The 12438-nt window shown below is 66.7% G+C and carries 9 protein-coding genes; 6 read left to right on the forward strand and 3 right to left on the reverse strand.

Features of this window, described 5'->3' with window-relative positions:
* Positions 1-270: 270 nt before the first annotated feature.
* Positions 271-1293, forward strand: coding sequence for a LacI family DNA-binding transcriptional regulator (locus OK352_RS00160; protein ID WP_265139373.1), 1023 nt, complete (start codon positions 271-273; stop codon positions 1291-1293).
* A gap of 166 nt (positions 1294-1459) precedes the next feature.
* Here the strand turns inward: OK352_RS00160 and OK352_RS00165 are convergent, their stop codons facing one another.
* Positions 1460-2272: a zinc metalloprotease gene (locus tag OK352_RS00165; RefSeq protein ID WP_265139374.1), complete on the reverse strand. Its 813-nt coding sequence runs from the start codon at positions 2270-2272 to the stop codon at positions 1460-1462.
* Between the two features lie 283 nt (positions 2273-2555).
* Between OK352_RS00165 and OK352_RS00170 the strand changes: the two genes are divergently transcribed.
* From OK352_RS00170 to OK352_RS00185, 4 genes are all read left to right on the forward strand, one after another.
* Positions 2556-3680 carry a Gfo/Idh/MocA family protein gene (locus OK352_RS00170; RefSeq protein ID WP_265140230.1) on the forward strand — a complete coding sequence of 375 codons (1125 nt, stop codon included), beginning with the start codon at positions 2556-2558 and terminating at the stop codon, positions 3678-3680.
* A gap of 11 nt (positions 3681-3691) precedes the next feature.
* The gene (locus tag OK352_RS00175) at positions 3692-4852 is read left to right on the forward strand and encodes a dihydrodipicolinate synthase family protein (protein WP_265139375.1); all 1161 of its coding nucleotides are present in this window, start codon (positions 3692-3694) and stop codon (positions 4850-4852) included.
* Positions 4849-5709: a sugar phosphate isomerase/epimerase family protein gene (locus OK352_RS00180; protein WP_265139376.1), complete on the forward strand. Its 861-nt coding sequence runs from the start codon at positions 4849-4851 to the stop codon at positions 5707-5709. The genes OK352_RS00175 and OK352_RS00180 overlap by 4 nt, the downstream gene beginning before the upstream one ends.
* A gap of 467 nt (positions 5710-6176) precedes the next feature.
* Entirely contained in the window at positions 6177-6953 is a 777-nt protein-coding gene (locus OK352_RS00185; protein WP_265139377.1) for a sugar phosphate isomerase/epimerase family protein, read from the forward strand.
* Between the two features lie 232 nt (positions 6954-7185).
* Here the strand turns inward: OK352_RS00185 and metE are convergent, their stop codons facing one another.
* On the reverse strand, positions 7186-9546 hold the full coding sequence (gene metE / locus OK352_RS00190; protein WP_265139378.1) for a 5-methyltetrahydropteroyltriglutamate--homocysteine S-methyltransferase: 2361 nt from the start codon (positions 9544-9546) through the stop codon (positions 7186-7188).
* 302 nt (positions 9547-9848) lie between these two features.
* Here metE and OK352_RS00195 point away from each other — a divergent pair, with 302 nt between their 5' ends.
* Complete coding sequence (locus tag OK352_RS00195) at positions 9849-11270, forward strand: L,D-transpeptidase family protein (protein ID WP_265139379.1); 1422 nt, start codon at positions 9849-9851, stop codon at positions 11268-11270.
* A gap of 12 nt (positions 11271-11282) precedes the next feature.
* On the opposite strand, the gene OK352_RS00200 is transcribed toward OK352_RS00195, so the two are convergent.
* Positions 11283-12305, reverse strand: a complete 1023-nt coding sequence (locus tag OK352_RS00200) for a LacI family DNA-binding transcriptional regulator (protein ID WP_265139380.1) — start codon at positions 12303-12305, stop codon at positions 11283-11285.
* Positions 12306-12438 lie beyond the last annotated feature (133 nt).

Below are 12438 nucleotides of genomic sequence, written 5' to 3' on the forward strand. Positions count from 1 at the left end.
ACGGCCCCGTACCCGTCTTCCCCGATCCACTGCCGGGCACATGCCGGCCGGGGCGTTCTCTGCCACAATAGGAGAGACACAGACGAAAGGGTGTGGCGATGTCGATGGAACTCGTGTTGTGGCTGATCCTCGGTGCGATCGGAGTCGTCGGCGGTGGTCTCGGGCTCGCAGCCAGCATCGCACTCGCACGCGGCGGATACCGCGGCTAGCCGTACACTCGTCTCCATCACCGCGTGCTCACACGTGCGCGCCGACGCGTGAGGAGCCGTCGTGGAATCAGCATCCCCCGTCACCCTGAATGATGTGGCAGACGAGGCAGGAGTCTCGCTGGCCACAGCATCCCGTGTTCTCAACGGCAGCACGCGCAAGGTGGCCGACTCGTACCGCGAACGCGTGATGGCGGCCGCCCAGAGGCTGGGCTACGCGCCGAACATCTCGGCACAGGCGATGGCGCGAGGGCGCGCGAACATCATCGGGCTGCTCGTCGGCGACATCGCGGACCCCTACTTCTCGGCGATCACGTCCGGCGCTATGGCGGCAGCCGAGGAAGCTGGTCTTGTCGTGACCGTCGCCGTGACCGGGCGGGATGCTGAGCGAGAGCTCAGGACCGTGCGGGCACTGCGCGGGCAGCGGCCCCGCGCGATCGTGCTCGCCGGATCACGGTTCTCAGACGCAACGCTCGACGACGAGTTGACGGCAGAGCTCGACGGGTTCCGGTCGACGGGCGGACAGGTCGTGTTCATCAGTCAGAGCGGCCTCGGGTTCGACACCGTGCGAATCGAGAACACCGGCGCCTCGCGCGATCTCGGGGAGCGCATGGCCTCGCTCGGCTACCGACGCGTCGCCATCGTGGCGGGCCCGGAGCCCCTGATCACATCGACCGAGCGCGCCGCCGGTTTCGCCGAGGGGTTCGCGCGGGGCGGGGGCGAGATCGTGCGCACGGTGCGTGGCGACTTCAACAGAGACGGCGGCTTTGCGGCGGGTGAGCAGCTGGCAGCATCCGGGGTCTCTGACATCGACATCGTCTTCGCCGCGAGCGACATCATGGCCGTCGGGGCGATGTCTGCCCTGCGGCAGGCCGGAGTCACGCCGGGAGCGGACGTCGGAATCGCCGGATTCGACGATATCTCGACGGCGCGGGACGTCACTCCCCCACTCACGACCGTGGCGATCCCCCTCGAGTCGATCGGGCGCAGCGCCGTCGAGCAGGCCCTGCGCACCGACGGCGGGGAAGCTCCGGCCCCCGTGAGCGGGCCCATTCTCGTGCGGGAGAGCACCCCTCTGCGCACGTAGTGTCTGCGCGGTGATGGCGTCAGCTGGCTGGTAGACCACGTGTTCGCCTGCCTGAGCGGGCGACGGTGAACTGCGCGCAACCAGCCCGACCCCACCCATGAGCCGTCTCGCGAGAGCACGCCCGCTCGGCCCTGCCGCACGATGATGCGCGCGCCCGACCGGGCCGTCAGCCGATCGACAGCCCCGTCGAGAGCACGAGCAGGTTGACAGCCACGATGATGACGGCGATCACGATGCCCGTGACCGGCACGCGCGGCAGAGTCAGCGGTTCGCTTGCCACGGACTCCGGCTGACGCTTTCGCGCTCCTGTTGTAAACGGCATCGCCATGGGCGAGAACACTCCGAGGGCGAAGGTGCCCATGAGTACAGCGAAAATCTCGCCTCCCGAGAAGTTGCTGCCCGCGATCAGCAGATTGGCACCGCACAGTGCCAGCATTACAAGGGTGCCGAAGATCCAGGGGTAGAACGTGAAGCAGCGCAGAGCATCCAGGTCGCCCGACGTGTGCCGCAGGGCGACGGAGGCGAAAGCGCGGGCGAGCAGAACGTAGCCGAGCGCCCCGACGGCGAAGCAGGCAAGAGAGACGACGACCGGCGCCCCGAGCGATTCGGCCGTCGTGCCCGTGTCACCGACTCCGAATGGGGTGAGCACGAGGTAGCCGACCCCCTCCATCACCGAGGTGAAGGCCACCCAGATCCAGAGCAGGTGCGCAAAGCCAGCCCGTCGACGAAACGGCTGGATCGCGAGCGCCAGCACACCGATGACAAGGCTGAATGCCGGGCCGGTGAGCGCTGCGATGGCAGCATCCGCAGTGTCTGGATCAGGGTGATGCGTGACGCCGAACGGATACAGTTCGTTGCCGTAGCCGAGCGCGAACCCGGCCACGACGTGCGACAGCTCGTGCAGTAGCACGACGATGAGCTGGGCGGCGATGAAGGCGACGGTGACAGAGAATATGACGGTTCGGCGCGATGCGGTCATGGTTTCTACCTTTGCGCGATTTGCCGAGCACGACAAGTGTGCAGCGCCTGGAGACAGCCTGAACCGCAGCGGGCGGCGGAGTCCCGAGCAGGCCACATCCGCCGCGCGCATCACGTCAATTCTCCGGATGCTGTCGGGGAGAGCGACGCGGTCGATTTCCCCGTCGTTGCTGTCTCACAAAATCTGTCCTACACTTTGGTAAACGCTTTCCCGCCACCGTTTGCGCGGAACCCGAAATCGACAGAAAGAGCTTCACGTGTCAGAGACGACGATCGGCATCATCATGAACGGCGCTTCCGGGCGCATGGGCTACCGCCAGCACCTGTTGCGCTCCATCCTCGCGATTCGCGAGCAGGGCGGGGTGCTGCTTTCCGACGGCACTCGGGTTCAGGTGAAGCCGATTCTTGTCGGCCGCAGCGAAGCGAAGCTCGCCGAGCTGGCCCGGCGACACGACATCGCCGATTACACGACGGACCTGGATGCCGCTCTGGCCGACGACCAGTGGCAGATCTACGCCGACTTCCTCGTCACCAAGGCCCGGGTTCCGGCGCTGAAGAAGGCGATCGCCGCGGGCAAGGCGATCTACACAGAGAAGCCGACGGCCGAGACCTTCGAAGACGCCCTCGAGCTCGCCCGCCTCGCCCGAGACGCCGGCGTCAAGAACGGCGTTGTGCACGACAAGCTCTACCTGCCGGGGCTGCGCAAGCTGAAGCGCCTGATCGACTCGGGCTTCTTCGGGCAGATCCTCTCGGTGCGCGGCGAATTCGGCTACTGGGTGTTCGAGGGCGACTGGCAGCCGGCTCAGCGCCCGAGCTGGAACTACCGCTCAGAGGACGGCGGCGGAATCATCGTCGACATGTTCCCGCACTGGAACTACGTGCTCGAGAACCTCTTCGGCCGTGTGAAGACCGTGTATGCGCACGCCACGACAGAGATCCCCGAGCGCGTCGACGAGAACGGCAACCGCTACACCGCCACAGCCGACGACGCCGCGTACGCAGTATTCGAGCTGGACGGCGGGGTCACCGCACAGCTGAACTCCAGCTGGACGACGCGGGTGAACCGCGACGAGCTCGTCGAGTTTCAGGTGGACGGCACGCACGGCAGCGCTGTCGCCGGGTTGTTCGGCTGCAAGATCCAGCCGCGAAATGCCACGCCCAAGCCCGTGTGGAACCCCGACATCCCCGACACCCACGACTACGACGCCGACTGGCTTGAGTCGCCCGCAAACGACGAGTTCGAAAACGGCTTCAAGGTGCAGTGGGAGGAGTTCCTGCGCCACGTGCTCGAAGACGCACCCCACGAGTTCGACTTCCTCTCGGGCGCACGCGGCGTGCTCCTCGCCGAAGAGGGTCTCAAGAGCTCGGCAACAGGGCAGCGCATCGCACTCCCCGACGTCCAGATCTGAAAGGCGCACCCATGGCAGACTTCACGCTGATCGACACCGCCGGTGCCGTCTCGACGGCCGCCGTGAACCAGGCACCCGACTACCAGAAGCCGAGAGCCGCATTACGCGCGCGGACGGCTTTCGCAGCGTCCCATGTCATTCCGCACGCCTGGGCCGACAACACGCCGGGCCGGCCGGCCGAGATCGACTGGGACGCGACTCTCGCCTTCCGCCACCATGTGTGGTCGTGGGGGCTCGGAGTCGCCGACGCGATGGACACGGCACAGCGCAATATGGGGCTGGATGCTGCCGCCACACGCGAGCTGATCACGCGCAGCTCAGCCGAGGCACGCTCGGTCGGGGGCACGCTCGTCGTGGGCGTCAGCACGGACCACGTCGACGACACGGTGCTCACACTCGACCAGATCGTCGACGCCTACACCGAGCAGCTGCAGCACGCTGAGGATGCCGGGGCCGGAGTCGTGCTGATGTGCAGCAGGCACCTCGCCCGGGCGGCGACATCTGCCGCCGATTACGAGAGCGTGTACGCACGCGTGCTCGCGGCAGCATCCACCCCCGTCGTGCTGCACTGGCTCGGCGAAGCATTCGACCCGCAACTTGCCGGTTATTTCGGCGCCTCCGACTGGCAGACGGCAGCAGACACGGTGCTGCGGATCATCGAGGCGAGCGACGGACGCGTCAATGGCGTCAAGATGAGCCTTCTGAACGCCGAATCCGAAATCTCGGTGCGCCGCCGTCTGCCCGCGGGCACCACGATGTACACGGGCGACGACTTCAACTACGTCGACCTCATCGCCGGGGATTCAGAGGGCCACTCCGACGCGCTCCTCGGTGCGTTCGCCGCCGTCGCGCCCTCGGCATCGGCCGCCATTCAGGCGCTCGATGCCGGGGACGAGGCGCTGTACCGCAGCATCCTGGCCCCGACTGAGGCGCTGTCGCGGCAGATCTTCGCGACCCCCACCTTCTATTACAAGACCGGTGTCGCGTTCCTGTCGTGGCTGAACGGGCACCAGTCCGCGTTCTCTATGGTGGGCGGGCTGCATTCGGCACGCAGCCTCCCGCATCTGTCAGAGATCGTTCGGCTGGCCAACGACTCGGGAGCCCTCGAGCGACCCGAACTCGCTGCCGCCCGCTGGAACGGCCTTCTCGCACAGAACGGAGTCACCGCATGACGCACCCCCGACTGTCGCTCAACCAGGCGACGATCAAGTATGCCGACCTCGACACAGCACTGCGCGTCACCGCCGATGCCGGTTACCAGTCCGTGGGGCTCTGGCGCGAACCGGTGCAGGAGGTCGGCCTGGATGCTGCTGCCGCGATGATCCGCGATTCGGGCCTGCGCGTCTCGAGCATGTGCCGTGGCGGATTCTTCACCCCGCTCGAGGGGCCGGAGCGTCGCCGCGCGATCGACGACAACAGGCGCGCGATCGAAGAGACGGCACGGGTCACGGATGCTGCAGCTGACGGGTCTCGTGCGGTGCTCGTGCTGGTGGCCGGCGGGCTGCCCGGTGGTTCTCGCGATCTGATCGGGGCGCGTGAGCGGGTCGGCGAGGCGCTGGCCGAGCTTGTCGAGCCAGCGCAGGCCGCGGGCGTGCAGCTGGCGATCGAACCGCTGCACCCGATGTACGTGTCGGATCGCGCCGTCGTCTCGACGCTCGGGCAGGCGCTCGACATCGCCGAGCCCTTTCCTGCCGAGGCCGTGGGCGTCGTCGTCGACACGTTCCACATCTGGTGGGACCCTGACGTACTCGCCCAGGTCGCACGCGCGGGGGCGGCGGGGCGCATCGCCAGCTACCAGGTCTGCGATTGGGCGACGCCGCTGCCCGCCGATGTGCTGCTCAGTCGGCACTACCCCGGCGACGGTGTCATCGACTTCGCGCCGCTGACGCGCGCGGTCACCGACGCCGGCTACACGGGCGACGTCGAGGTGGAGATCTTCAACCAGGAGATTTGGGACACGGATGCCGCGACAGCGGCCGCGCGTACGGCCACTGCGTTTGATACAGCCGTCGCGCCGCACCTGTCCTGACGCGGCACGTCAGGCGTGAGCCGTAGTACCTGGCGTGGCGCGCATACCTGTCCTCAGACGACGCACTGGCCTGGCACGCCGCACCTGGCCTGACGCGCCACACCTGGCCTGACGCGCCACACCGGCAGCATGTCGCGAGCTCGGCCCCCGCCCGCACGTGCGCCCCGTCGTCGTACATGCGTCGTCGCGTCGCACCGGCCCGGTCGGGCTCAGCTCTGAATTGGGGACCAACTTCGCCCGAGGGCTCGGCAGCGGCTTACGCTGGGGACAGGCACCGGCCCGCACGAGCCGGGCAGACCCGAGAACATGGCCGAATGGCGCGGGCCGCACGGCACGATGAGGCGACACGATCAGGCGACACCAACCGTTCAACACATGACCGAGCGGCACGTTCAAGCGTCACGACAAGACGTCACGACAAGGCATCACGACCAGGAATCACGACCAGACCACACGAGAGGATCCGCATGCAGCAGCACATGCGCGCCGGGCTGTGCTCGGTGACATTCCGGCAGTTGGCCCCGGACGACGTCATCGATGCGGCCGTCGGCGCCGGACTCGAATCGATTGAGTGGGGAGCGGGAACCGACGAGCACGTAACGCCGGGCGATTCGGCAGCAGCCGCCTCGCTCGGGGAGCGCACGCGCGATGCGGGGCTCGCCGTCGCCTCGCTCGGCGGGTACTTCCGCTGCCGCAACGACGAGTCGATCGAGCCGCTGCTCGACTCCGCCGTCGCCATCGGAGCCCCCCGCGTACGTGTCTGGGCAGGCACCGTCGGCTCAGCGGATGTCGATGACGCCGAACGTGCACGCATCGCCGACAGGCTCACGGATGCCGCGGACCGCGCCGCCGCGCAGGGCATCGAGCTCGCCCTGGAGTATCACGGCCGCACCCTCACCGATACAGTGGAATCGGCGCGCGCGCTGCTTCAGACCGTGGCACACCCCAATCTCACGACGTACTGGCAGCCGACGCAGGGCGCCGACGACGACGTGGCGATCGGCGAGCTCGAAGCCGTTGCCCCGTGGGTCTCGACGCTGCACGTGTTCTCGTGGTGGCCCCGCGCCGAGCGACTGCGACTGAGCGAGCGCGCTGCGCTGTGGCAGCGCGTGTTCGCGCGAACAGCATCCCTCCCCCATGTCACAGACGCACTCATCGAGTTTGTGCCGGACGACGACCCCGCGCTCCTGCCGGCCGAGGCGGCAACGCTGCGCGGCTGGCTCGACGCTCACGACCGGGGATAATGGAGGGCGTCCCGACGCCAGACGAAAGAACCCGATGATGACTCCTCCCTCTGCCGCAGCGGTGTCCGCCGAGTGGCTCGTCACGCACTTCGCGGGGGCGACCTCAAGCGACATCATCGACGCGGTCGAAACCCCGCCGAAAGCTCGGATCACGTCGGGTCATGCGCCCCTCGGTTTCGACAGCCGCATACGCGCCAGCATCCTGGCCCGCTCCCTGCCGCAGAATCAGCACTCATGGCACGGCTGCGGCTGCACTGGGATCGTATGCGCCCAGGCGTTCACGGACGGCACGGGTCGCCTCGACGAGGTGCCGCAGGGCGGGCTCCGCCTCGCCGAGTTGCCGTTCCGTGAGCCCACAATCCGGCACCACCCACAGGTGCTCGGCGTCGACCTCGCTCAGGATGAGCAGTAGGCGCTCCTCAATCTCAGCGACAGATGGAATGTGCGCCGTCCGCACATCGTAGACACCGGGGGCCAGGTCACCACGGTCAGCACCGTCCAGGCCGGTCAGGGCGTCCCACGGGCGGGGCACGGATGCTGAAATGACACGCGCTGCCTCGAAACTCGTGACATCGGCGTCAAGCTGGGTCACCGCCGCACGAATGGCGTCGACGTTCGAGGTGCACACATGGGCCTGTAGGTGCGTGCCGGGGCGCGCACCGCCCGTCGCCAGCCGGAACGCCCGGACGGGCCAGGCGTTCGCTGCCGATCCATCGTCGGGGCGCAGGTCACGCAGCGCAGGCTCGTCGACCTGGATGATCGACAGCCCGGCTTCCTCGAGATCGGCGATTTCGTCGCGCAGCACGAGTGCGATCTGATCTGCTGTCTCGGCGAGGGGCTGATCGTCGCGGACGAACGAGAGCGACATCAACGTCGCCGGCCCCGTGAGAATTCCTTTGACCGGCTTGGCCGTGAGCGTCGTCGCAAACCGTGTCCACGCCACCGTAATGGGGCGCACCCGCGATACGTCTCCCCAGAGAATCGCAGGGCGCGCGCACTGTACCCCGCGCGTCTGCACCCAGCCGTACTGTGTGTTCTCGAACCCCTCGAGATTCTCGGTGAAGAAAGTCACCATGTCAGCTCGCTCGGCTTCCCCATGCACGAGCACGTCGAATCCGAGCCGGTCCTGAAGCGCGATGACCTCACCGATGGCATGCTTCATCGCCGCAACGTATTTCTCAGCGCTGTCGACGCCGCTACGGTACCGCGCCCGGGCCGACACGATCTCATCCGTCTGCGGGAATGCCCCGATCGTTGATGTCGGCAATACGGGCAGGTCGAGTGCCGCGCGCTGAACCGTGCGCCGCTCCGACCGCGGCACACGGTGCCGGTCTCGTTCGTTCACCGAGTTGATCCGTTCACGCACAGCCAGATCGGTGCGGCCCTGTGCAGCCTCGCGATCAGCGAGGGCAGCGGATGCTGCACGCAGCTCACTCGCGACCGACGCAGACCCGTGCTCAAGGCCCGCCGCAACGATCCGCACTTGCTCAACTTTCTGATCGGCGAACGCGAGCCATCGGGCGACGCGGGGATCGAGCTCCGTCTCAAGAGTGACGTCATGCGGTACGTGGATCAACGACGCCGACGTTGACACGCTGACAGTGCGGGTGAGACGGCGCGCTTCCGCGGCTGAGGCGAGTGCCCGTTCGAGGTCTCCGCGCCATACGTTCTGCCCGTCGATGACACCGGCGACGATCGTCTTCTCCGCGAGCCGGGCACGCGTCACGTTGTCGATGCGACGAGGAAGCGGGCCTGTGACCAGGTCCGCGCCGATCGCCTCGACCGGGGTGGCGGCGAGGACGGCAAGCGTATCGCCGATCGGTGCGTATGACGTCGAGACGAAGAGCCCCGGGCGATCAGCGACTGCACCAAGCGCGGTATACGCGGCGGTCGCGGCAGCGAGAACACGGGGTGTTGCGCCAGCGCCGACGATCGCGGGCTCGTCGAGTTGGACCCAGTCTGCTCCGGCGGCTCGCACGCGCGACAGAAGCTCGGCATACACCGGAACGAGTTTGCCGAGGAGTCCGAAGGGGTCCGCGGCCGCGGAGACATCGCGGTCAGGGGCACTGAGCTCTAGGAGCGTAACCGGGCCGACGAGAACGGGGCGCGTGGCGTAGCCGGCGACGCGCGACTCATGCGCGTCCCTCTCCAGGCGCACACTGTTTGCCGCGAATCGCGTGGACGCTCCCACTTCAGGAACGTAATGTTGAATGAGCGAGCCAAACCAGGATGCGCTCTCGAGGGGACGTACCGCCCCGTCCCCACGGGTCAGTCGATCGGCCACTTCCCAGGGGTTGTCCTCCGGACCCACGATGCTCTGAAACCGTTCGGGAAGCGCACCGACTGCAATGGCGGTGTCGAGAACGCCGTCCGTCAGAGGAAGCGGGTCGGGGATCGACGAATTGCGGGCAGAGAGTCCGAGCTGTGCCAGACGTTCTCTTGTACCCGATCGAATCTCGTCGGCATCAGCCTGGAGCGTGGCGAGGCTGATCCGACCCTCCGTATACGACTCATGAGCGGCAGCGAGTTCACGACGAGGCCCGATTCGCGGATAGCCCAGAATCGTGGCCGCCGGAAATCCGTGCGCCCTCATGTCGCGTCCTTTCTGCGTAAAACGGGACCGTGTGGCACGAAACTACGTCAGCTCAACGCAAACCGGAACTATGTGTCGCAATGTTTCTTCGATATGACGCCGTGTGTCCGAAGGATCTTTACAAAACGTCAATCACCGGTCATGCTCACCGTCGGGCGCTCCGAACACAGACACCAGAGGACCACACGGGCACTCTGATTGTTTTCACTTTGTGATCTGGAATATTCCGGTTGTGACATGCGCTCCATTACCATAGGAGTGCAGCTGCGCGCGCATTCGGCGCGCCTCTGGGGGGATGGGCCATGACAACTTCGACGAGCAAGGGCACGACAGCTCAGTCGATCGACGACGCGAAGAAGACGCGGCGCAAGCGCCGTGGGCTGCGCCTGGGACTCGGCTTCGGCATTCCCGGCGCCCTCATCGTTGCTGTTGCAGCCGTGAGTTCTGTCGTTCTGATTGCCCCCGGTGTCAGTGCCGCGGGGACGACAGTCGGCTGGCACACCGCGGACCTCGCCGCTGAAGCAGTGTCTGAGCAGCTGGCCGCGAGCGACATCACGATCACAAGCGATGACGGCAGCGTGACGCTGACCGGTGCCGACCTCGGCGTGAGCGTCGACGCAGCATCCGTGGCCAGCGCCGCACACGACGCACGGCCGCTGTGGAACGTGACGACGTGGAACTCCGGCCCCGTTCCCGTCACGATCAAGGTCGACGAAGACACGGCACTTTCGGCCCTACGCGAGGCCGCTCCCGAGATCTTCACGATGCCCGAGAACGCCTCGATCGCCTTCGACTCCGAGGCCATCGCCTACACGGTCGTGGATGCTGTGGCCGGCACCGGCCTCGATTTCGACGCGTTCGCCGCCGACCTGTCGTCGGTTCTCAGTAGCGACTCACACTCCAACTCCGACGACATCGCGGTGACCGCGACGTTCAATGACGTTGAACCCGCAATTACCACGACGTCGGCGCAGCACGAGGCCGAAACGCTCAACACGATGCTCGCCTCGGCAGGCTTCTACATCGGCGACTCCAAAGTCGTCGGCGTCAAGCCAGCCACCGTCGCCTCGTGGCTCACGGTCGAGAACGTCGACGATGCCGTACATGTCTACGCCGATCAGGCGGCCATCGAAGAAGTCGTCGCCGGTCTTCCCGAAAAGGTCAACCGCCCGGCCGTCGACGAGAAGGTCGTGACGAACTCGGCGGGAACCCACCTGCGCACCATCCAGGAGGGACAGGACGGCTGGAAGCTTGACAGCACGGACGGCGTTGCCGCTGCCTACGCCGAGCAGCTCGCCTCGGGTAACAGCGTGTATCAGCTCGATGTGACGACCGATGAGTCCGAGACGATCGAGCTGTTCCGCAAGGTCGAGGTCGACAAGAGCGCCGGCCAGGTCATCATGTATGAGAACGACAAGGTCGTCTCAACGTTCCCCGTCGCAATCGGCAAACCGGGGACGCCGACCGATGAGGGACACTTCACGGTATACGCGCAGCTCACCATTCAGGACATGGGCTGTGTTCCTGGCTATGACTACTGCACCGAGGACGTCCCCTGGATCTCGTACTTCAACGGAGACCAGGGCTTCCACGGCACGTACTGGCACCACAACTTCGGTGCCGGAGCCATGATGAGCCACGGCTGCGTGAACATGACGATCGAGGCCGCGAAGCAGATGTATTACTTCGCGCAGGTGGGAACCGAAGTGTGGGTGCACGCCTGACCGGCGACCGCCTCAGGGGTGCGGGACGCGCCTCGTCGAGTCTCGTTCGACGAGATCCGGCACGATAGCTGCCCGCGGTGCCGCGGCTTCGTCGTCAAGCTGGGCGAGCACCATGGCCATCACATCGTGGCCGAGGCTGACGAAGTCCTGGCGCACCGTTGACAGAGGCGGCGAGAAGTGCGCGGCCTCGGGAATGTCATCGAACCCGACGATCGAGAAATCCGCGGGAACTTCCCGCCCGCTGTCGCGGAGACCATGGATCACACCGAGCGCCATCTGATCGTTGGCGACGAATGCCGCCGTCGCTGTCGACTCGCCTAGTGATCGCCCGTACTGGTACCCGCTCGCGGGAGACCAGTCCCCCGTCAGAATCTCGTTGGCGACGAGTCCGCGAGCCGAGAGTTCGTCTCGCCACCCCCTGATCCGCTCGCGCGCTTCGAGAGACTGCGCCGGTCCGGAGACGTGGCGAATATCTGAATGACCGAGCTCTGCGAGATGCGCAACGGCCGTGCGCGCCCCCGCATAGTGGTCGATCGCCACGGATGCTGCCCGACCCTCCGCGTGCGGAGCGACGACGATGAGGGGGACGCCGAGTTCCTCGTGCGCCAGCGAGGCGACATCGCTGGCTGTCGCCGCAATGAGCACGAGGGCTTCGACGTTCTGTCGAAGCAGGAGTTCGGCTGCGGAGCGCAGCGCCCCAGCATCCGCTTCCAGCATGCTGGCAATGCTCACGGCGTAACGCGCTTCGCGTGCTGCCTCGTTGAAATAGAGCAGTGTGCTCGACGGCCCGTAGTCCGGCCCGCCCGTCTGGATGAGGCCGAGCGTGCGCGAGCGCCGTGTGACGAGAGCCCGGGCGGCCTGAGACGGCGTGTAGCGCAGCTGCGCAATCGCCTTCTCAACCCGCTCACGGGTCGACGCCCGCACGTTCGGCAGGTCGTTGAGCACGCGCGAGACCGTCTGGTGCGAGACTCCGGCCAGGCGCGCGACATCGAAGATGGTGACAGGCCGGTTCTTGCCGTCGTCTGCGACTACCACCTGTCTGACGTCCCCTCATCGAATGGGCTGCTGCACAAGTCCCCGGAGCCCGCAGGCTCGTGCGCATGCCCAGAATATCGCGCCGGGCGACAGCATCCGCCCCATGCTCGCATCGCCCGGCCCGTGATCTGTG

The sequence above is a fragment of the Microbacterium sp. MPKO10 genome, assembly GCF_026107415.2.
Classification (GTDB): Bacteria; Actinomycetota; Actinomycetes; order Actinomycetales; family Microbacteriaceae; genus Paramicrobacterium.

Coding starts and splice junctions, on each gene's coding strand:
- OK352_RS00175 (WP_265139375.1), top strand. CDS start 3,692: ATGGCAGACTTCACGCTGATCGACACCGCCGGTGCCGTCTCGACGGCC.
- OK352_RS00185 (WP_265139377.1), top strand. CDS start 6,177: ATGCAGCAGCACATGCGCGCCGGGCTGTGCTCGGTGACATTCCGGCAG.
- OK352_RS00165 (WP_265139374.1), bottom strand. CDS start 2,272: ATGACCGCATCGCGCCGAACCGTCATATTCTCTGTCACCGTCGCCTTC.
- metE (WP_265139378.1), bottom strand. CDS start 9,546: ATGAGGGCGCACGGATTTCCGGCGGCCACGATTCTGGGCTATCCGCGA.
- OK352_RS00180 (WP_265139376.1), top strand. CDS start 4,849: ATGACGCACCCCCGACTGTCGCTCAACCAGGCGACGATCAAGTATGCC.
- OK352_RS00195 (WP_265139379.1), top strand. CDS start 9,849: ATGACAACTTCGACGAGCAAGGGCACGACAGCTCAGTCGATCGACGAC.
- OK352_RS00170 (WP_265140230.1), top strand. CDS start 2,556: ATGAACGGCGCTTCCGGGCGCATGGGCTACCGCCAGCACCTGTTGCGC.